This is a genomic window from Pedobacter steynii, from assembly GCF_001721645.1.
GTDB classification, from domain to species: Bacteria; Bacteroidota; Bacteroidia; order Sphingobacteriales; family Sphingobacteriaceae; genus Pedobacter; species Pedobacter steynii_A.
The window spans coordinates 4,795,267-4,814,155 of the sequence record NZ_CP017141.1 but is presented as its reverse complement, the minus strand read 5'-3'; the positions used below and the strand labels follow the sequence as shown (position 1 = coordinate 4,814,155).

Genomic DNA, 18,889 nt, shown 5'->3' with positions numbered 1-18,889 from the left:
TCTAAACTGCCGCCAGTGCAGACAATTCTTCGGGCTTAAAACCAATTACTCTGGAGAGCTCTTGTTCCTGTTCCAACAGAATTACGGTAGGTACAGAACGCACTCGGAATTGCATGGCCAGTTCCGGCTGGTTAAATGGATTAATGGTTTCATAGACCACCCCTTTTCTGTCCAGATATTCAGAGACCATATTACATGGGCTGCAGTCATCTTTTTCGAATTTGATTATTCTTTTAGTACTCATTTCGTAGGAATTTATGTTAAATCAGCCCTCTTGGCGAGCTTTCAATGGATTCCAAAAATGCAAAATATTGTTTAGATCAATTCTAAACGTTATCAACACCGGTGGAAAACGGTGGATAAATTATGACGGATACTTTACAGAAAAAACAGTTAAAATAACTACACTCAGTACAGTGTTTTTTGTAAACTGTTAGTATAAAGAATATTGCAGTTTATTCTGTTTCTTCCAGATAGATCTCATGAACTAGAAATTTGATCTTTTCCATTTTTTCCAGGAGGTCTTCCACATCTTCTGAATGGATGTGATGAATCAGGTCGCCGGTTTCCGGCATTTCAGAATTGGGAATTAATTCGAAAGCTTCAATAGATCCTCTCAGGTTCAGATTTACAAGTTTGATATAATTGACTCCATTGGCGATCCAGTCTTTAAGAATAATGGCATCAAACTCTACATATCCTGCGATGGTTTCTTTTTTCATAGCACAAATCTAAGATTTTTAAATACACACTGCCATAGGGTTGTCAGTTTAGCCCCCGTACTTTGATGATATAACAGAAAAAAGATATGGGAAAATTAGATTTAACAAAACAGTATAAAGCCTATTATACGGCTACAGATGAGCCACAACTCATCACGTTTACAGAAGTCCCTTACTTATCTATACTGGGTATTGGAGATCCAGACAGCCAGCAATATGCAGACAAGCTGCAAGCTTTATATTCAGCAGCTTATACCATTAAATTTCAATGCAAAGACCTGGGAAAGGATTTTACTGTAGCAAAACTGGAAGGGCTCTGGAGCTTTAATGAAAATAAGTACGCTCATATTGGTATAGCAGAGGCTCCTTTAAAAATACCAAGAAGCGAATGGTCTTACAGAATGATGATCCGTTTGCCGGAATTTGTTACTCCGGAACAGGTAAACGCAGCGATTCAACAAGTACTGGATAAAAAACAACTGTTATTAGTTAAGGAAGTCCATTTCCATAAAATGACAGAGGGAAAGGTGATCCAGATACTACATACTGGCCCTTTTGCCAATGAACCGGAAACTTTACAGAAAATCCAGCAATTTTCAGAAGCGCATGGCTTACAGAGGAATGGGCTTCATCACGAGATATACCTCTCTGATTTCAGAAAAACCGCTCCCGAAAAATTGAAAACCATTTTAAGGGAGCCGGTGAAATAGCTTTTTGCAGATCAGGGGGCCACAATTGTAAACAGATAAACAGCAAATATCACCAATAATACCACCCCTTGTAAAATATTAGTTCTCCCGGTGGCCAATGAAAGCATAATGGTAAACTGGGAGAGCAGTAATAAAACCGTTGATTTCATGTCAATTCCCAACGTGATCGTCATTCCCGTAACTATGGAAACAATCGCGACTGCAGGAATTGTCAACCCGATACTTGCCAGGGCCGATCCCAATGCCAGATTAAGGCTTGTTTGAAGGCGGTTCTTCCGGGCTGCCCGGTAAGCTGCCAGCCCCTCCGGCAACAGCACAACAGCCGCAATAATTACCCCAACCAAAGACTTCGGGGCCCCTGCATTTATCACTGCATTTTCGATATCCGGCGCTAAAGCTTTGGCGAGCAAGACCACAATGCCCAGACAGATCAATAACAATAATGCACTCAGCAAGGCTACTTTTTTACCTGGTGGCGCTGCGTGAACATCCTCATCTCCATCTGCCTCAGGAGGCAGAAAAAAGTCCCGGTGCCTTACTGCCTGTACCAACACAAAAGTTCCATATAAGACCAAAGAAACAATGGCTACAAAACCCAGCTGAACAGGACTGTATTCGGGTCCCTGCCTGCTGGTTGTATAATTGGGAAGGATTAATGTCAACACCAATATTGCCGTAAGGGTAACCAATGCGGCACTTACTCCCGGTAAGCTAAATACCTGCTCTTTATACCTTACCCCCCCTACCAGTAAGCACATACCAATGATTCCTGTAAGGATAATCATCACTGCCGCCAGCACCGTGTCACGGGCAAGCGCTGCCGTTTCCGGACCGCCAGTTAGCATCAGTGATACAATCAGCGCCACTTCAATGATGGTAATTGCCAGAGCCAGCAATAAAGTACCATAGGGTTCACCAACCTGGTGAGCAACAACTTCGGCATGGTGGACAGCGGCCAATACGCCTCCGATTAATGCAGCAGCTAGCACAATAGCGTAAAAATTACCCAGGTCGAGAGACATGCCAAAATAAGCAATCCAGGCTAAGATGGGAGTGGCGATAGTCCATAATGGAAGAGGCAGCTTTTGTTTCATGGAAGAATATATTAATTTACAACGGTTAAACCTAGAAATTTTCCAAAGGGGGGTATTTATACCTGTTTCTACTTTCAGGTATTTTCGCTCTGATTCAAACCGATAGCAGCCCGTAATTTAGTAGTATAGAAACAACGAATTTACATGTTATCAGAATCAGTTCTTCCTGCAGCAAACAGCTTAAATTTCCGTATCATCAGTGAAGGGTTATTCCAACCTATACTTCAACTTACGCTGACAAAAAACACACCAGGCACAGTTTCCGGGACGGCAAATCTAATCTTAAAAGAACTGGGCAGGGAACTGAATCTTTGTTTCAAAATCTATGGGATCTATAAAACCATCCCTCATTCGTCCAGAATATGGGTCAGCCTGAAAGGATATAAAAATAATGATAACGAACTCAAGCTGGAAATCGAAATGAATAAAGAGTGGACAACAGGTATTGCAAATTATCAATATCATGGACAACACACTAAAATAATCAGGAACGCGACCGTATCCAGTGAACTTTTCGTCAAAACGCAATTCAAAACACAGAACTATTCATCCCCCTTTTTTTAATGCTCTCTTTAGTACTTTTATTTGTAACTACCTGGAAACATCCCCTTCCAGGTAGTCATTTTTACCATTCCGGCATTTTGTTTAACCCGACAAATGCACCTCTCCTGAAAACAACTTATATTTCCATTTTCAAACCACCTGATGATCAGAGGCTAAAGAAGAGATAATATATTATATTTAAGTTTTCTTTCAGATATTAGTGCATATGCAGCTGTCCACAGAAACCTCTCCTCAAACACATCTCCAAAGCTATTTGGAGGGGGGTACTGAAATGGGAGCGCTTATCCGTTCCTATGACTGGTCCGGAACAGCTTTAGGCGCTCCGGATCAATGGTCTCAAAGCTTGCTGACCACTATTGGCATCGTACTAAAGTCACGGTTTCCAATGTGTTTATGGTGGGGAACGGAATTAATTCAATTTTATAATGATGCCTACCGTCCAAGTCTGGGCAATGAAGGCAAACACCCCAAAGCATTGGGGCAACGTGCCGAAGAATGCTGGCCTGAAATCTGGCCGGTTATTAAACCACTGATTGATCAGGTTCTTTCCGGAGGAGAATCCACCTGGAGTGAGGACCAACTAATCCCCATCTACAGAAACAATCGTATTGAAAATGTTTACTGGACCTTTAGCTATAGCAAAGTAAATGATACTTCGGGAAAACCAGTTGGTGTCCTGGTCATCTGTTCAGAGACTACCGACAAGGTAAATACGATGGCGAAAATAGAAAAAACCATCACCGAGCAGATTATTGCCAGAAAAAAAGTGGAACAGGCTGAGGAAATGTTGCGTTTATCTATTGAAGCAGCCAATGTGGGTACCTGGCATATGGATGTGGCTACGCGCAAATTTATCGCTTCCACAAGGATGAAAGAACTGTATGGTTATTATCCTGATGAGGAAGTATCTTACGATGATGTGCTTAACCGGATCCCCGAAGAATACAGAAACAAAGTCAGACTAGCCGTAGAACAGGCAATCGCCAGCGGAGAAAGCTATAGCATTGAACATCCGGTAACGGGATATCATGATCAGACCCCCAGATGGGTCAGGGCCCTGGGAAAACTATATCCCGGAACCTCTGATCATACTGCCCACTTTTCAGGTTTAACACTGGATATTACAGAGCAAAAGCGGGATGAGATGCGCAAGAATGATTTCATTGGCATGGTCAGTCATGAACTAAAAACCCCGCTGACCTCCCTGAATGGCTACCTGCAACTCCTCATCGCCAGAATGAGAAAAACGGAAGACACCTTTATTTCAACTTCTTTGGAAAAAGCCTATGTACAGGTAAAAAAAATGAGTACGATGATTAATGGTTTTCTTAATATTTCAAGGCTGGAATCTGGAAAAATCCACCTGGACATGGAGATTTTCGATCTGGATCAGCTAATCAGAGAAATTATAGAGGAGACAAAACCGACTTTACAGCACCATCACCTTTCTTTATCTCCATGCCTTCCAGTTAGTGTTTACGCGGATCGTGAAAAGATAGGTTCAGTAATTTCCAATTTATTAAGCAATTCCATAAAATATTCGCCAAAGGGCAAAATAATAGAAATCAGCTGCATTACTCATGATGGCGTAGCAGAGGTGAGAGTGAGAGATGAAGGAATGGGTATTAAACCTCAGGCTATTGAAAAGCTTTTTGAACGTTTCTATAGAGTAGAAACCAAACATACTCAAAACATATCGGGTTTTGGAATCGGTCTGTACCTATGCTCGGAGATTTTGCTGCACCATGGAGGCAGCATATGGGTGGAGAGTGAAATTGGAGTGGGTTCAACTTTTCATTTTAGTCTTCCCCTTGCTACCTAACCTCCACTCTCCTTCCCTTATTTCATTAAATCAATCCTTTATGGATTCACTTTAAACTCAACACGACGGTTTAAAGCTTTTCCTTCTTCTGTCGTATTGGAAGTAATCGGGCTGGTAGCACCATGACCTTTAATCATCAGGTTAGCACCATTAATACCCGCATTTACCAGATAAGATTTTACAGAGTTTGCTCTATCTACTGATAAAGACATGTTGTGTTCCGGGGTACCTTCAGCTGAAGAATGACCATTTAAAGTCAACTTTGCTGATGGCTCTTTTTTCATTTCTCTTACTACCTGATCCAGAATTTCAAAAGAAGCAGTCTTTAAAACATCAGAGTTAAACTCGAACTGAACATTGCTGAAGTTAAAGTTGGCTTTCTCTTCGGGTGCCGGGGTCACCTTCTCTTCTACAGGAGGTTTTTCAGGTTGTTTCTCTTCTACCGGAGGAGCCTTAGTCTCTACAGGAGGAGCTGGTTTTGCGGCTAATTTTTTCGTTTTACAAGCCTGCATCGAAAGGGTCAACAGCCCAATCGCGACGATTAGTGTAGGGTTTCTTAGAATTTTCATTTATGCGTTTGTGTTTGTTAAAAATATAAATTTTTATCCGATGATTAAACATTAAAACGAATTAGTTACGAAAATAGTGTCAGCAGTAATAATGTGGTTAAAGTGAAAAAAGCAGCAAAATTGGCCTCGATTTTGAAGCTGTCAGTCAGCCAATTGGCCAAAAACAAACGTATTATGGATTTTTAATCTATAATTATTAATAAATTGCAAACCTGGAATTTTAAGCTGCTTATGCGCGTAGCCAATCTGATCTTAACTTATAACGATCCTGAGCAAACAGAACGAATGATTAAAAATATGGTTCATGAGGATTTTGATTTTTACATTCACGTTGACAAAAAATCTGATATTGAACCCTTTCTTTTTATAGAAGCCCTACCTAATGTCTATTTTATAAAAAACCGGGTAAAGGTTACATGGGCAGGTTTTTCTACAGTAAAAGCAATATTTTCCAGCATCAAAGAATTGGTTGGCAGCGGTGTAAAGTACGACTTCATCAACCTCATGAGCGGACAGGACTATCCGATAAAACCGGCAGCCCTGATTGCAGAGGTACTCAGACAAAATATCGGAAAAGAACTGATTCACCTTGAAGACATCAGAAATGAATGGCAGGAAGGCCTGATCAGAATGGAGAATTACTTCCTTGCAGATTATACCTTTAAAGGAAGATACACCATCGAAAAAGTGATCAACTTTATCATGCCCAAAAGAAAACTCCCTCATAACCTGCATCCTTACGGAAGATCTATGTTCTGGATGCTGAGTCCTGAGGCAGCGATGTTCGTTGTAAAACGGGTGGAAAAGGATAGAAAACTACAAAAGTTTTTTTCTCTATGTTGGGGAACAGATGAATTTGTCTTTCATACCATCCTGATGGATTCTCCTTTTAAAGAACGTATTATTAACAACAATTACAGGTATATTGACTGGTCGCGCGGGGGGGCACATCCCAAGATCCTGGATGAAAATGACTTTGCCCCGATTAAACAGTCAGAGGCTTTGTTTATAAGAAAAGTAAAAGCACCCCAAAGTAGCAGATTAATGAACCTGATAGATCATAAACTTTTAATTTAACAGCATATAAGCGCATGGCTCATATTATCAATTTAAAAACCTTCAAAGATACCAGAGGGATATTAACAGTCCTCGACAGGGTAGTCGACTTTGACATCAAACGCTTATTTTATATTTATGCCGTTGATGATTCTGACCGTGGAGGACACCGACACCACAATACACATCAGGCTGCCATCTGTATTCAGGGCTCTTGCAAAATCACCAATAACGACAGTAAAAAAACTGAGGTATTCGATTTGGATACCCCAGATAAATGTTTGATTTTAGAGCCCGAAGACTGGCATGTTATGCATGATTTTTCTGCAGACGCCATATTACTTGTTTTAGCCTCAACCCCATTTGATCCCAAAGACTACATTTATGAGCCCTACCCCGATTCCATATGAGAATTTAAAAAAACTTAATGAACCTTTTGAAACTTTATTTACGCAAAAATTTGCCAGTTTCCTTTCCAGGGGCTGGTACATTCTTGGAGAAGAAGTTGCGCTGTTTGAGCGGGAATTTGGAGATTATCACCAACAGGAGTATGTTGCCGGAGTAGCAAATGGATTGGATGCATTGATACTCTCCTTAAAGTGTTGTGCTTTCAAAAAAGGAGACGAAGTCATTGTACCTTCCAATACCTATATTGCTACTATTTTATCCATTTTACATTGTGATCTGGTTCCTGTGTTTGTAGAACCTGACCTCAACACTTACAATATTGATCCAAAACAAATCAATGCGGCAATTACCGATCGTACAGTAGCGATCATGGTGGTACATTTGTACGGACAATGTTGTGATATGGATCCCATACTTTCCATTGTGGAGGAAAGGCAGCTGAAACTGATTGAAGATTGCGCACAGGCACATGGTGCTACCTATAAAGGAAAACTTGCAGGCACATTTGGAGATTTTGGTGCCTTTAGTTTTTATCCGACCAAAAACCTTGGTGCACTTGGAGACGCAGGAGCAGTGATCTGCAAATCTGAAGCGGATTATATCCAGCTAAAGCAACTCAGAAATTACGGTTCTGAAAAGAAGTACCATAACGGCATTGTAGGCTATAATTCCAGACTGGATGAACTACAGGCAGGTTTTCTGCGGGTAAAACTCCCTTTTCTTGATCAGATCAATTCGCATAAGAAAAAGCTAGCTTCCTTGTACCTGGAGCATTTGTCAAATAATTTTATTAAGCCTGTGGTAGCCGAAAGCTTCGACAACGTATATCATATCTTCAATATCAGGCATCCGGAACGAGACAGACTGAAGGCATATCTCCTGGAAAATCAGGTTCTCACAGAAATTCATTATCCCGTTGCCCCTCATCATCAAAAAGCACTGAAAGAGATGAATGGTCACTCCTATCCGATTTCAGAAGAGATACACAGCACTACTTTAAGTCTTCCCTGTTCGTATGCAAATGATGAAAATCAGATTTTACAGGTCATAGCCTTATTGAATCAATTTAAATAGCCGGGTTTTCCCGATATTACTTTCTATTGAAAGAATTCAGGCTTGCTGTTTTCCAACGGATATAACCGAGTTTATCACATTTGGCACCAACCTCAGTAATGGCGTGCTCAGGCACGTCATTAACGATCTTCCAGCGAATGGTATATTTACTATTGTAACTGATATAAATTACCACATCCTCAAAAAGCGGTTCCATATGATCTAAATCTTTTAAATGCTCATCCTGAAGTTCCCTGGCCAGGCGGCTCAGTCTTTCAGTCATCACTTTAGCTAAAGGAGCTGCCGGTTTAACATCCGGTTCTATAATTGGGACTACGGTTATGGTCATATCGCTGGTTCAAACTGGAATCATATCTACAGTGATGGACAAATCATAAATCATGCCTATAATCCGAAAATTTACTTCCAACAAACTCCAATCCTGAGTTTTCTATCAACAGCACAAATTGAAATAATTTTTTTGACAATAAATAAAGAGATTTATTTTAAAATGATTTCAAAAAGCGATATTTGTCTTAATAAATAATTAGAAACAAAAACAAAACCTATGATGAAGAAAACAATCCTTACCACTCTGGTATTTGCTGCCGCGTTAAGCACTGCATCTGCGCAATTTAAACTAAACAGCAAGGCCGTTGGTGCTGTGGGTAAAGGAGTTAAGGCAGCCACATTCAGTGATGAAGAGGCTGCTAAATTAGCGAAGGAGGCTGTAGACTGGATGGACGCACACAATACTGTTGCTGGACCTAAAGATGCCTACACGGTCAGACTGAACAAAATTTTCGATAAACATAAAAACGAGGAAGGGTTAAACCTGAATTATAAAGTATATAAAGTAGTCGACATCAATGCCTTTGCCTGTGCTGATGGAAGTGTACGTGTATTCTCTGCCCTGATGGATAAGATGACTGATGAAGAATTATTAGCCATCATTGGTCACGAAATAGGTCATGTTAAAAATCATGATAGCCGTGACGCCATGCGCGCAGCCTTTAAACGTGCCGCAATTTCTGATGCAGCCTCTTCTCAATCCGGAGTAGCCAACACATTGTCGCAAAGCCAATTGGGCGACCTTGCCAATGCAATTATGGAATCCAGCTACAGTCGCAAGCAGGAATCAGAAGCAGATGACTTTGGCTATGATTTCCTTAAAAAGCACAATTATGATGTCATGGCAATGGCCAGTGCCTTTAAAAAGCTACAGGCATTAGGTAGTGGTGATAAAAAAAGCACCATGCAAAAGATGATGAGTTCACATCCTGACAGTGGCGCCCGCGCTGAAACAGTAGAGAAAAAAGCTAAAAAAGATGGCCTCGTGAAAGGAAACTAAAACACTGAAATAAAAAGGCCGGCTTCCTTAATTTGGACAGCCGGCCTTTTTATTTCAGGTCATGCTATTTATCAGGGCGTAAAAAACCCATAGAAAATGCAGATCCGGTTCCGAGCAATGCACCTGCAGCCACATCTGTAGGATAATGTACCCCCAGATACAAACGGGAAAAACTGACCGATCCTGCCCATAAAAAAGCCGGGGCAACTACATACCATTTTGGATAAGCGTGAGATAAAGCCGTAGCGGTAGTAAAAGCTGTGGAAGTATGCCCGGAGGGAAAAGAATAATGAGACGGCTGGTAAACTGCATTTATTTTAACCAATCCGTTAAATGGTCTTGGTCGTTTAATGACCTTTTTAAGAATCAGGGTCGCCAATACATTTACTGCAGAACTGCTGGCCACATACAAAGCATTCTGACGCATAGCTTTATCGTTCGTAATTACTCCTGCTGCTAATAAACCTACAGGAACACCAACATTCACCACATCATTATGTTTAGACAGGAACATAAAAAAACCAGTACGTTCCGGGGTCCTGTTTTCTGAAAGGTTAATCAGAATTCTATCGTCCAGCCGCTGCAAGGCATGCTGTCCGAAAACACGAACAGGCAAGACGAAAGATAAACTCAATTGAACAATTAATATATACTTGATAAATATGATTCTTCTGGTGTTCATGCGGTAAATTTACATTTTATTTTATTTAAACCTACCTTAGCGCAAAACCAGAAATGATCCCGAGAGGTAAATTAGACATCCCATTTTCCAATATTCTTATGGGCATCAGGTACTGCTTTTCAGCCGGCCTCTTTCCCGACCCAATTCATAAAAGCCCGGTAGAAAAAACACCTAAGCTCATCACCCTTTCTGTCAGAACGGGTTTCGACCTGGTTCTCAAGGCCTTAAATTTCCCTCCAGGAACAGAAATTCTGGTGACTGACATCAACATCCCGGATATGTTTAATATCATCTCTGCCCATCAGTTAATTGCCGTTCCACTATCATTGAATAAATATAGCCTGCAGATTAATCCGGAGGAAATAGAAGCAGCTATCGGGCCTGCAACTAAGGCGATCCTCATTACCCATCTCTTTGGGGGAATTACTCCATTAAATCAGATACAGGAAATCGCAAATAAGCATCAATTGATTCTTCTGGAAGACTGTGCCCAGGCATTTCGAGGCAACGGCTACAAAGGGCATCCAAAGTCAGATGTCCTGATGTATAGCTTTGGAATGATCAAAACGAATACTGCCATTACCGGGGCGGTTATCCAGATAAATGATCATGAACTTTATAGCCGGGTCAATACATTGAACAATCAATTGCCGATACAAAAAGTCAGCATTTATTTAAAAAAACTGATTAAGGCCATGCTCATCAGCTTACTCAGCAGAAGAATATGTTATACTTTCTTTTACAAAATAATGAGTACCGGAGGAAAAGATTTTGATCAGTTACTCTCTTCCTTTACCCGGGGGTTTCCGGGAAATGATCCCTTAAAGAAAATCAGGTACAGGCCTTGCAAACCAAATCAACTGCTACTGGAAAAAAGGTTAAACGGATTTAAGGAAGTTCAGTTTTCCTCAAGACAAAAACTTTTCCGGGATGTTTTGGCAGATCTTCCTAAAGAGATACAAATTGGCTGCTCAAATCTGCTCAATACCAATTGGGTGATTCCCATTGAGTGCCGGTATCCGGAAGAGATGATCAGACACCTGCGTGCAAATGGTTATGATGCAACCGCTAAAGCATCCAGCCTCGTCAGGCTTCCCAATTCAGTAAGGATACAGGAAAACCCAGATCAACTCTCGCTGACATCACTCGTTTATCTTCCTATGGATACTTCCATGAGTTCCAGAGAACGTACTGAACTAGGCCGCCTGATCCGGGAAAAGCTTCCTTAATGTTTCCCGTTAAAATCTGGTATACAAGGCAAGCTGAATCGCATGGTTCATAGAATTACTGCCTGCTCCCTTTACCGTCTGATTTAAATAACCAGCCTCCAGGTCCAGTTTTTTACTAAAACGGTATCCGCCCGCGAGATATGCCCTGTTCTGATCAAAAAAATGACCATTCAGTTTGTCCTTTTGCTGAACATTAAAAAAAAGTTCGTTCTGTAAAGCAGCAAAAAATCCCTGATCAAAATTTTGTTTTCCTTTCGCCAGCGGAAGGATTGTCCGGAAAAAGTACCTGAACCTTTGTGCAAACAAATCTTCAGCACCATTCTGTTCCATGAACCTTTGCTCCAGGCGGAACCTGTGACTTATATTAACCGTACTGATTTTATGCTTATAAATGTATTGCTGCCATATCCGATGCTCGGTAAGCCGCAGGTCTTTTCTGCCAACCTGATCGACAAAGGTTTCATTCAGTAAATATCCCAGTGTTACATCACTTTTATCATTGATAAAATAGGTAAGCCCTGGTCTGAACATCAAATTTCTCAATTGAGAAAACTGATCCGAGGACCTCAATTGTATGTCGAGATGAGTTCCCCATTTTTTATTGATTTTGTTATTATTCAAAAGAAACAACCAGCCCGTATTTTGATGTTGAACCTGGGCAATGGCAATTTGACTTAAACTGCATAGCATCGCTAGTAAAAAGAAGGAAATACGCATATTCTGATCTTTAATTCGTGTGTTTGCCCAAAATAATAACATTATTTTAAAGATTTAAATTTCCAATAAAATTCAACCCTGTTATTTCCCCGGCTTAAAAAGGGGTATTGCCAGTTATTATACCTATTTTGGTAAAAAAACATGGGTGTAAAAAGGCATTTATTAGATGCTCAGGCTAAGGTATCTGGGGGTAGAATTGTGAAGGGTCCGGTAACAACTTCTGATGATAAAACTTATCATTTTAAAAACCAGACTGGTGGTTCAGACTTTTACCTTTATCTCATCAGAGATGATAATGGTTGGTATGAATCCGGAGGCAATGAAACCGAACATCCACAGGAAGTTGTGGATCAGATTGGTAAACAGATTGACGACTTTTTAAGTAAAAACGAATAAGCAATAGAAAGGCCGGTATTAAAATACCGGCCTTATATGGTAAAGTATAATATCTGATTAATCTAAAACCAGCTGACTCAATGCAGCTTTGGTAAAGCCTTTTAATTCTCCGGTACGTTCTTCTCTGATTTTCTTTACCCAATTTGGATCTGAAAGCAATGGTCTTCCAACAGCTACAAGGTCAAAATCTCCTCTATCCATACGGCGCATTAACTCTTCTAATGAGCTTGGTTCAGAACTTTCGCCAGCAAAAGCACCTAAAAATTCTCCGCTTAGCCCAACAGATCCCACAGTAATCGTGGCTTTTCCGCTTACCTTTTTAGCCCATCCGGCAAAGTTGAGGTCAGAGCCTTCAAATTCAGGCTCCCAGAACCGACGTTGTGAACAATGGAAAATATCCACCCCTGCGTCTGCCATAGGATTTAACCAGGCCTCCAGTTCTTCGGGTGTTTTGGCCATTTGATTGGTATAGTCAGCAGGTTTCCATTGTGATAAACGAAGGATCACTGCAAAATCATCTCCTACCTGTCTACGCACTTCTTTGACCACTTCAATTGCAAAACGGCTCCGTTCCGGCAAAGTCTTGCCACCATAACCATCTGTACGTAAATTGGTACCTTCCCAAAAGAACTGGTCGATCAGGTAACCATGAGCACCGTGAATCTCAACCGTATCGAATCCAAGGCGTTTTGCGTCTGCTGCTGCACGTCCATAGGCCAGGATTGCCTCGGTAATGTCATTTTCAGTCATGGTATTTCCATTGTTAAAACCAGGTCTGTTTAGCCCTGAGGGACCTTCAAATGGTGCAGATGGCACCCATCCCGAATGATGGTTGTCCATAATTCCCATATGCCAGATCTGCGGCCCCATTTTTCCTCCTGCCGAATGAACGTCTTTGATCACATTTTCCCATCCCGACAAAGCAGCTGCTCCATGAAAGTGAGGAATATTGGCATCATTAGAAGAAGCGATACGGTCAATTACAGTCCCTTCTGAAAGGATCAGTCCAACCTCTCCCTCCGCTCTCTTTTGATAATAAGTGGCAACGTTAGCACCAGGTATACCATTTGGGGAAAATGACCTCGTCATCGGAGCCATTACAATTCTGTTCTTAATATTTAATGATTTCAGGCTAAACGGTCTGAATAAGCTGTCAGTATTCATATATTATATTATTTAAATATCGGATTGGATAATTTTACTCAACTCTGCAAATGTGTCTTCATTACGCTTGTAATAGGTCCATTGCCCTACCCTGGTCGATTCTACCAGGCCCGCACGTTGAAGAATAGCTAAATATTCGGAAACCGTAGATTGGGTAAGTCCGGCTTTTCGCTGGATCTCTCCTACACAAACCCCAACTTCAAAGCCTGCATGCAGCTGCTCGGGAAAACTGGATTCCGGATCCTTTAACCATAGCAAAATTTCCAGTCTGGTCTTGTTGGAAAGTGCTTTAAATATTTCTAACTGTTTCATGATACAAATGTATATCGACTTTTTCCGATATTCCTATTAAAAGAAAATAGATGACATCAAAATGATAATATCGGATATTCCCGATATACCTATAAAGCTTCTGTCCGGAATGTTATATATTAGCGCTGCAGAACTTATTTTGGAAATTTTATCCCCCTAAAAATGACTCATCCCTTAATATACTCCCGTAATTTCTTTGCCACCCTTACACTCTTATCCATTTGCCTCTGTGTAAACGCGCAGACCGTAGTTACCACGGCCCTCTCCCCCGACTCAGCAGCAATAAAAGCCATAGATGAACAAAGTTTCGCAAAACATATCCGCATTTTAGCCTCAGATGAATTTAAAGGCCGCAAGCCTTTTACCCTGGGAGAAACCAAAACCATCAATTACCTGAAAACGGAGTTTGAAAAATTAAATCTGAAACCAGGAAACGGAAAGAGTTTTTTTCAGGAAGTACCCATGGTAGACATTAAATCCATTCCAGAAGAAAAATTAGTTATCAAAGGAAAAAACGGATCGGTCACTGCTGAACTTCTGACCGGTTTTGTTGCCGGAACCAAACATGCAGCTGCAGAAGTCAGCATCACCAATTCCCCCCTGGTCTTTGCAGGTTATGGAATTGTAGCGCCGGAATACAACTGGAATGATTATGCCGGTTTAGATGTCAAAGGAAAAACAGTTGTGGTGATGATCAACGATCCGGGCTTGTCTGATTCCAGCTTGTTCAAAGGAAAAAACATGACGTATTACGGTCGCTGGACCTATAAATTTGAAGAAGCAGCCAGACAAGGTGCCACAGGAATTCTCATCATCCATGACGATATTCCTGCCGGATATCCATGGTCTGTAGTCAGAAGTGGCTGGTCAAAATCAAAATTACAACTGGAAGCTGCTGATCAGAATACATCCAGGGCCACCGTAGAAGGATGGATTAGTCTCGACATTGCCAAACAACTCTTTACGCTTGCCGGTAAAGACGGGAGCTTGTTGTTTAAAGAGGCATTGAAACCCGGGTTTAAAGCTGTTGATTTAGATTTGACTACTTCCCTGAAGATCAAAACCAGTATCAAAAGATCGGTATCAAATAATGTACTTGCCCTGATCCCCGGAACAAAGAAAGCTGATGAGGCCCTGATCTATTCTGCGCACTGGGACCATTTTGGTGTCGGAGAAATCATAAAAGGAGATTCGGTATATCATGGCGCAGTAGACAATGCAACAGGTGTTGCGGCATTATTAGAGCTCGCTTCAGCCTTTAAAAAAGCAAAGGTAAAACCGGAAAGGTCGATCCTGTTTATCTCTTTCACCGGAGAAGAACAAGGCTTGCTCGGTTCTGAATATTATGCAAAACATCCGGTATTCCCGGTGCAGAAATCTGTAGCAAACATCAATATGGACATGATGGGACTTGCCGGAAAAACCAAAGACATTGTGATTTACGGTTACGGACAGTCGGAACTGGAAGATTATGCGGCTTTATCTGCTAAAAAACAAGGAAGGATCATTGTTGCTGATCCCGTTCCTTCCTCCGGTTTATATTACCGTTCTGACCATTTCAATTTTGCAAAAGTGGGCATTCCTTCTCTGTTTACAGGTTCAGGGGTAGACAACGTAGCCCATGGAAAAGAATGGGGCATGAAACAAGCCCAGGACTATATCAAAACCAGGTACCACTCCCCTCAGGATAATTTCGATGAGAAAACCTGGGAAATGAGTGGTATGGTAGAAGATGTGCGGTTGTTATTTGATATGGGTTATCGTCTGAGCACAGAACAGACTTTTCCAAAATGGAAAACCGGATCCGAGTTTAAAGCAATCAGAGAGAAAAGATAAAAGAGCAGAGTTCCTATCACAGCTTAGCTCTCCCGCTCAAATGCAGAAAGCTGACCTTTATCAGCACCGATCAGGAAAAATTCATCCGTCAGCATGATGTCTCTGACAATGCTTTTCATGTTTTTTTTGTCAATCAGTGCTCCATCTTCCTTATCCAGGCAATACACGTGACCATCTGCACTGCCAAATAAAACCTGTCCATTGGCAATGCAGGCATTGGTGCTGATGATTTCAGGGACCTGATAGGTCCAGTCCACAGAGATGGATTGACCAGAAGTAGTCAGCGAACTGAATACACCCGCTTCATTGCCAATGAAGATATGTTTGTTTTCTATTATAGGTTTCCGGTAAATAGCACCTCCGGTCTGGAATTGTGTAACGATCTGGCCCGTGAAAGGTTCAAATACATATACAGATCCATTTAAACATCCTGTAATCACCTGATCTCCTAAAAGATTCGGGCTGCCGGCAAAATACCCATCGGCTTCATATCTCCATTTTTCTATCCCTGTATTCAGGTCTATTGCAAAAAAAAGTGGACTGTTACTACCATGAAAAATCAGGTCTTTATAAACTAACGGACTTGAGGCTACCGCCACACCAGTTTTTAACTCCCAGATCTTTTGACCACTATGTCGGTCCAGACAATAGGTGAAATTGCCGGTATGGGTTTCACAACAGATCAGTTTATCACCAACAACTGCCGGCGAGGAAAACATATTTTTTCCGGTATGAAATTTCCAGCGTAGCTGACCATCCGCCAGATTAAGTCCGTACACATGTCCGTCAAAAGCGGCCAGGTACACCTGATCACCTGAAACCGAAACTTTTGAATTGATCACATGATCAGTGACAAATTCCCATTGCAATTCCCCTGTATTTAAACTTAAACACAACAACTTGCCTTCATAAAATCCAGCCTTGGCATAATGAACCGCTATAAATACAAGATTCTCATGCACCAGCATCTGAGAAACTCCAGGAGTCCGGATTCCCTTAATGTTATAAGTCCAGGTCGCTTTATTGTTCATTGAATATATTTTTTTTAGCGGTTACGAAGCCATCATTTGCAAGTCAGATCCATTTCGCCAGGTCAGCTGTAGGATCATGATAATTGCTGACTCTAAAATAGAAAATAAAAATTGAGTATGAGTTACTGATCATCCCGATTGAAAATGCAGCAACCTAATCACCTGTACCTTAAAATCATAACAATCATTTAATACGGCTTTAAAGCTGAGGTATTGTTCAAAAATTATCTTGCTGCTGGTTCATTAATGACGAGATCAAAAATCAATAGAAAAACAAATATATTCCAATGAAAATAACGGAAAACCAGTTGTACCTGCTCCTGATCATCCTCGTTACTATCGTAAGTACAGCGGCACTCTTTGGGGATTTAATGGAACCTGATGGAGCTTTATACGCGACGATAGCCAAGACAATGGTTCTAAAAAATGACTGGATCAACCTCTATTTACGTGGTACAGATTGGCTGGACAAACCACATCTCACGTTTTGGCTCGCAGCAGCATCCTATAAAATTTTCGGAATTTCTGCCTTTGCCTACAAGCTGCCTTCATTTCTTGCGGGCTTACTGGGCTGTTGGCATTTATACCTTTTCACAAAAGCAATTTATGACCAGAAAACGGCATTAATTAGTGTACTGATCTATAGCACCGCACTTCACCTGATTATCTCCAGCTTTGATGTAAGGGCTGAAACCTATATTACGACATTTGTTATCGCCAGCATCTACCACTATTACAAAGCTCAGCAGCGCAGTTTCTGGCATATTATAGCCGGGTCTTTTTTTGCCGCCTGTGCCGTCATGATAAAAGGCATCTTTGTGTTGATTCCTGTTTTTGCAGGCTTCCTCATTTATTGGGCTGTCAGCAAGCAATACCGGGAACTCCTGAAACCAAAATGGTGGATTGCTTTGGTCTTGATTCTGATATTTATCAGTCCGGAGCTTTATACCTTATATGTACAGTTTGATCTGCATCCGGAAAAAACAGTATTCGGACAACAGGGTGTTTCAGGCCTAAAGTTTTTCTTTTGGGACAGTCAGTTTGGACGCTTTTTCAATAATGGCCCAATCAAAGGAAAAGGGGATGTTTCTTTTTTCCTTCATACCACTTTATGGGCATTTTTACCCTGGTCAATCTTGTTTTACACTGCCATCGCTCAGTTGGTAAAAAAGAAAAACAGAGATCAGATCCCTATGGAAGGCATCATCATCTGGGCGAGTGCACTGGTTTCCTTTGTCATCTTTTCTTTTTCTAAATTCCAGCTGCCACATTACATCCTGCTCATTTTCCCTCAGTTTTCGATCCTTACCGCAGCATACCTGTGCCGGCTGGAATCAAAAGGTCTCAAAGTATTTTTCGGGATTCAGAATGTTCTTTTCCTGATCATAACGGCAATGCTTTCTTCAATTGCCCTGTTATTTCGCGTTCCTTCACCATTTCTCTGCATCGGGAGCTTACTGCTTCTTCTGATCCTTGCTTTTGTACTGTTCAAAGGCACATCTGTACAGACCATCATGGCAAGAAGCACTTTGCTATCCATTTCCCTGATGGGATTTCTTTATCTATTCTTTTATCCTGCCCTTCTGGAATACCAGGCAGGGATGAAGGCAGGGAAATGGCTGCAGGAACAACATCCGGGAACACAGCCAAAAATTCTTATGAATGCTTCTGATGCTTTCGATTTTTATGCACCCGGAGAAATCGGATATCTGTCTGGCTATGAAGAACTGAAAAAGGAAAAGAGCGACAAAAGCATGGTGGTATATATCCCGGAGTCAGAATTTTCTGTCCTGAAGACGATTTACAACACCAAAATTCTGAAAAGCTTCGACTATTTCCGCATCACCAGACTAAAACCTAAATTCCTGAATTACCATACCCGTAATCAAGTGATTGAGCGGTTTTATCTCGTTAAGATTCTTTAAGGAAATTCCAAAATGGTGATTTATGTGAATTTCATTCCTCTGATATCACCCGATAGCATTCTATCATTCCCTGAACCGGGCAATCTGACCATACCAAAACAACTTGGTTTAATTTTTGATAAATTTCAGGAACCGAACAAATGTCTGCAAAAAATCATCCGACCAAAATGAGAAAAATCACCACCTTCAAATCAGTACACCAACACTCTTAAGGATGAAAAGCATTCTTTTGGCATTATCGGTCAGTT

At 41.1% G+C, this 18,889-nt stretch carries 21 protein-coding genes; 11 read left to right on the top strand and 10 right to left on the bottom strand.

The window, feature by feature from the left end; translation table 11 throughout:
* Position 1: 1 nt before the first annotated feature.
* Together BFS30_RS19960 and BFS30_RS19955 are read right to left on the bottom strand one after the other, a co-directional pair.
* A complete protein-coding gene (locus BFS30_RS19960; RefSeq protein ID WP_069380902.1) occupies positions 2–244 on the bottom strand; it encodes a thioredoxin family protein in 243 nt (80 codons plus the stop codon).
* A 211-nt stretch (positions 245–455) separates the two neighbouring features.
* Positions 456–722, bottom strand: coding sequence for a hypothetical protein (locus BFS30_RS19955; protein ID WP_069380901.1), 267 nt, complete (start codon positions 720–722; stop codon positions 456–458).
* A gap of 86 nt (positions 723–808) precedes the next feature.
* Here BFS30_RS19955 and BFS30_RS19950 point away from each other — a divergent pair, with 86 nt between their 5' ends.
* The gene (locus tag BFS30_RS19950) at positions 809–1,432 is read left to right on the top strand and encodes a GyrI-like domain-containing protein (RefSeq protein WP_069380900.1); all 624 of its coding nucleotides are present in this window, start codon (positions 809–811) and stop codon (positions 1,430–1,432) included.
* Positions 1,433–1,443: 11 nt separating this feature from the next.
* Here BFS30_RS19950 and BFS30_RS19945 read toward each other — a convergent pair whose 3' ends face one another.
* Positions 1,444–2,526, bottom strand: a complete 1,083-nt coding sequence (locus tag BFS30_RS19945; RefSeq protein ID WP_069380899.1) for a calcium:proton antiporter — start codon at positions 2,524–2,526, stop codon at positions 1,444–1,446.
* A 144-nt stretch (positions 2,527–2,670) separates the two neighbouring features.
* Between BFS30_RS19945 and BFS30_RS19940 the strand changes: the two genes are divergently transcribed.
* Together BFS30_RS19940 and BFS30_RS19935 are read left to right on the top strand one after the other, a co-directional pair.
* Complete coding sequence (locus BFS30_RS19940; protein ID WP_069380898.1) at positions 2,671–3,090, top strand: DUF1842 domain-containing protein; 420 nt, start codon at positions 2,671–2,673, stop codon at positions 3,088–3,090.
* A 205-nt stretch (positions 3,091–3,295) separates the two neighbouring features.
* Entirely contained in the window at positions 3,296–4,912 is a 1,617-nt protein-coding gene (locus BFS30_RS19935) for a PAS domain-containing sensor histidine kinase (protein ID WP_069380897.1), read from the top strand.
* Between the two features lie 38 nt (positions 4,913–4,950).
* Here BFS30_RS19935 and BFS30_RS19930 read toward each other — a convergent pair whose 3' ends face one another.
* Positions 4,951–5,481 (bottom strand): OmpA family protein, encoded by a 531-nt coding sequence (locus tag BFS30_RS19930; protein ID WP_069380896.1) that lies wholly within the window; start codon positions 5,479–5,481, stop codon positions 4,951–4,953.
* 204 nt (positions 5,482–5,685) lie between these two features.
* On the opposite strand from BFS30_RS19930, the gene BFS30_RS19925 reads away from it, so the two are divergent.
* From BFS30_RS19925 to BFS30_RS19915, 3 genes are read left to right on the top strand one after another with little or no spacing between them, the layout of a single operon-like run.
* A complete protein-coding gene (locus tag BFS30_RS19925) occupies positions 5,686–6,558 on the top strand; it encodes a beta-1,6-N-acetylglucosaminyltransferase (protein WP_083252131.1) in 873 nt (290 codons plus the stop codon).
* A gap of 14 nt (positions 6,559–6,572) precedes the next feature.
* Complete coding sequence (locus BFS30_RS19920; protein ID WP_069380895.1) at positions 6,573–6,947, top strand: sugar 3,4-ketoisomerase; 375 nt, start codon at positions 6,573–6,575, stop codon at positions 6,945–6,947.
* Entirely contained in the window at positions 6,922–8,019 is a 1,098-nt protein-coding gene (locus BFS30_RS19915) for a DegT/DnrJ/EryC1/StrS family aminotransferase (RefSeq protein ID WP_069380894.1), read from the top strand. The genes BFS30_RS19920 and BFS30_RS19915 overlap by 26 nt, the downstream gene beginning before the upstream one ends.
* 16 nt (positions 8,020–8,035) lie before the next feature.
* Here BFS30_RS19915 and BFS30_RS19910 read toward each other — a convergent pair whose 3' ends face one another.
* Entirely contained in the window at positions 8,036–8,347 is a 312-nt protein-coding gene (locus BFS30_RS19910) for a hypothetical protein (RefSeq protein WP_069380893.1), read from the bottom strand.
* Between the two features lie 219 nt (positions 8,348–8,566).
* Here BFS30_RS19910 and BFS30_RS19905 point away from each other — a divergent pair, with 219 nt between their 5' ends.
* A complete protein-coding gene (locus BFS30_RS19905; protein ID WP_208602989.1) occupies positions 8,567–9,349 on the top strand; it encodes a M48 family metallopeptidase in 783 nt (260 codons plus the stop codon).
* A gap of 64 nt (positions 9,350–9,413) precedes the next feature.
* On the opposite strand, the gene BFS30_RS19900 is transcribed toward BFS30_RS19905, so the two are convergent.
* Positions 9,414–10,031 carry a phosphatase PAP2 family protein gene (locus BFS30_RS19900; protein ID WP_083252130.1) on the bottom strand — a complete coding sequence of 206 codons (618 nt, stop codon included), beginning with the start codon at positions 10,029–10,031 and terminating at the stop codon, positions 9,414–9,416.
* Positions 10,032–10,084: 53 nt separating this feature from the next.
* Here BFS30_RS19900 and BFS30_RS19895 point away from each other — a divergent pair, with 53 nt between their 5' ends.
* Positions 10,085–11,260: a DegT/DnrJ/EryC1/StrS family aminotransferase gene (locus tag BFS30_RS19895; protein WP_069380892.1), complete on the top strand. Its 1,176-nt coding sequence runs from the start codon at positions 10,085–10,087 to the stop codon at positions 11,258–11,260.
* A gap of 9 nt (positions 11,261–11,269) precedes the next feature.
* On the opposite strand, the gene BFS30_RS19890 is transcribed toward BFS30_RS19895, so the two are convergent.
* The gene (locus BFS30_RS19890) at positions 11,270–12,019 is read right to left on the bottom strand and encodes a DUF2490 domain-containing protein (protein ID WP_237028614.1); all 750 of its coding nucleotides are present in this window, start codon (positions 12,017–12,019) and stop codon (positions 11,270–11,272) included.
* A gap of 99 nt (positions 12,020–12,118) precedes the next feature.
* Here BFS30_RS19890 and BFS30_RS19885 point away from each other — a divergent pair, with 99 nt between their 5' ends.
* Positions 12,119–12,373 carry a hypothetical protein gene (locus BFS30_RS19885; protein WP_069380891.1) on the top strand — a complete coding sequence of 85 codons (255 nt, stop codon included), beginning with the start codon at positions 12,119–12,121 and terminating at the stop codon, positions 12,371–12,373.
* Between the two features lie 57 nt (positions 12,374–12,430).
* Here BFS30_RS19885 and BFS30_RS19880 read toward each other — a convergent pair whose 3' ends face one another.
* Both BFS30_RS19880 and BFS30_RS19875 read right to left on the bottom strand, forming a co-directional pair.
* A complete protein-coding gene (locus BFS30_RS19880) occupies positions 12,431–13,537 on the bottom strand; it encodes an NADH:flavin oxidoreductase (RefSeq protein ID WP_069380890.1) in 1,107 nt (368 codons plus the stop codon).
* 12 nt (positions 13,538–13,549) lie between these two features.
* Positions 13,550–13,849, bottom strand: coding sequence for an ArsR/SmtB family transcription factor (locus tag BFS30_RS19875; RefSeq protein WP_069380889.1), 300 nt, complete (start codon positions 13,847–13,849; stop codon positions 13,550–13,552).
* A 162-nt stretch (positions 13,850–14,011) separates the two neighbouring features.
* On the opposite strand from BFS30_RS19875, the gene BFS30_RS19870 reads away from it, so the two are divergent.
* Positions 14,012–15,685 carry a M28 family metallopeptidase gene (locus tag BFS30_RS19870; RefSeq protein WP_083252129.1) on the top strand — a complete coding sequence of 558 codons (1,674 nt, stop codon included), beginning with the start codon at positions 14,012–14,014 and terminating at the stop codon, positions 15,683–15,685.
* Positions 15,686–15,708: 23 nt separating this feature from the next.
* On the opposite strand, the gene BFS30_RS19865 is transcribed toward BFS30_RS19870, so the two are convergent.
* Positions 15,709–16,716, bottom strand: coding sequence for a PQQ-binding-like beta-propeller repeat protein (locus BFS30_RS19865; protein WP_069380888.1), 1,008 nt, complete (start codon positions 16,714–16,716; stop codon positions 15,709–15,711).
* 287 nt (positions 16,717–17,003) lie between these two features.
* On the opposite strand from BFS30_RS19865, the gene BFS30_RS19860 reads away from it, so the two are divergent.
* On the top strand, positions 17,004–18,641 hold the full coding sequence (locus BFS30_RS19860; protein WP_069380887.1) for an ArnT family glycosyltransferase: 1,638 nt from the start codon (positions 17,004–17,006) through the stop codon (positions 18,639–18,641).
* Positions 18,642–18,889 lie beyond the last annotated feature (248 nt).

Coding starts and splice junctions, on each gene's coding strand:
- BFS30_RS19960 (WP_069380902.1), bottom strand. CDS start 244: ATGAGTACTAAAAGAATAATCAAATTCGAAAAAGATGACTGCAGCCCA.
- BFS30_RS19955 (WP_069380901.1), bottom strand. CDS start 722: ATGAAAAAAGAAACCATCGCAGGATATGTAGAGTTTGATGCCATTATT.
- BFS30_RS19950 (WP_069380900.1), top strand. CDS start 809: ATGGGAAAATTAGATTTAACAAAACAGTATAAAGCCTATTATACGGCT.
- BFS30_RS19945 (WP_069380899.1), bottom strand. CDS start 2,526: ATGAAACAAAAGCTGCCTCTTCCATTATGGACTATCGCCACTCCCATC.
- BFS30_RS19940 (WP_069380898.1), top strand. CDS start 2,671: ATGTTATCAGAATCAGTTCTTCCTGCAGCAAACAGCTTAAATTTCCGT.
- BFS30_RS19935 (WP_069380897.1), top strand. CDS start 3,296: ATGCAGCTGTCCACAGAAACCTCTCCTCAAACACATCTCCAAAGCTAT.
- BFS30_RS19930 (WP_069380896.1), bottom strand. CDS start 5,481: ATGAAAATTCTAAGAAACCCTACACTAATCGTCGCGATTGGGCTGTTG.
- BFS30_RS19920 (WP_069380895.1), top strand. CDS start 6,573: ATGGCTCATATTATCAATTTAAAAACCTTCAAAGATACCAGAGGGATA.
- BFS30_RS19915 (WP_069380894.1), top strand. CDS start 6,922: ATGAGCCCTACCCCGATTCCATATGAGAATTTAAAAAAACTTAATGAA.
- BFS30_RS19910 (WP_069380893.1), bottom strand. CDS start 8,347: ATGACCATAACCGTAGTCCCAATTATAGAACCGGATGTTAAACCGGCA.
- BFS30_RS19905 (WP_208602989.1), top strand. CDS start 8,567: ATGATGAAGAAAACAATCCTTACCACTCTGGTATTTGCTGCCGCGTTA.
- BFS30_RS19900 (WP_083252130.1), bottom strand. CDS start 10,031: ATGAACACCAGAAGAATCATATTTATCAAGTATATATTAATTGTTCAA.
- BFS30_RS19895 (WP_069380892.1), top strand. CDS start 10,085: ATGATCCCGAGAGGTAAATTAGACATCCCATTTTCCAATATTCTTATG.
- BFS30_RS19890 (WP_237028614.1), bottom strand. CDS start 12,019: ATGTTATTATTTTGGGCAAACACACGAATTAAAGATCAGAATATGCGT.
- BFS30_RS19885 (WP_069380891.1), top strand. CDS start 12,119: ATGGGTGTAAAAAGGCATTTATTAGATGCTCAGGCTAAGGTATCTGGG.
- BFS30_RS19880 (WP_069380890.1), bottom strand. CDS start 13,537: ATGAATACTGACAGCTTATTCAGACCGTTTAGCCTGAAATCATTAAAT.
- BFS30_RS19875 (WP_069380889.1), bottom strand. CDS start 13,849: ATGAAACAGTTAGAAATATTTAAAGCACTTTCCAACAAGACCAGACTG.
- BFS30_RS19870 (WP_083252129.1), top strand. CDS start 14,012: ATGACTCATCCCTTAATATACTCCCGTAATTTCTTTGCCACCCTTACA.
- BFS30_RS19865 (WP_069380888.1), bottom strand. CDS start 16,716: ATGAACAATAAAGCGACCTGGACTTATAACATTAAGGGAATCCGGACT.
- BFS30_RS19860 (WP_069380887.1), top strand. CDS start 17,004: ATGAAAATAACGGAAAACCAGTTGTACCTGCTCCTGATCATCCTCGTT.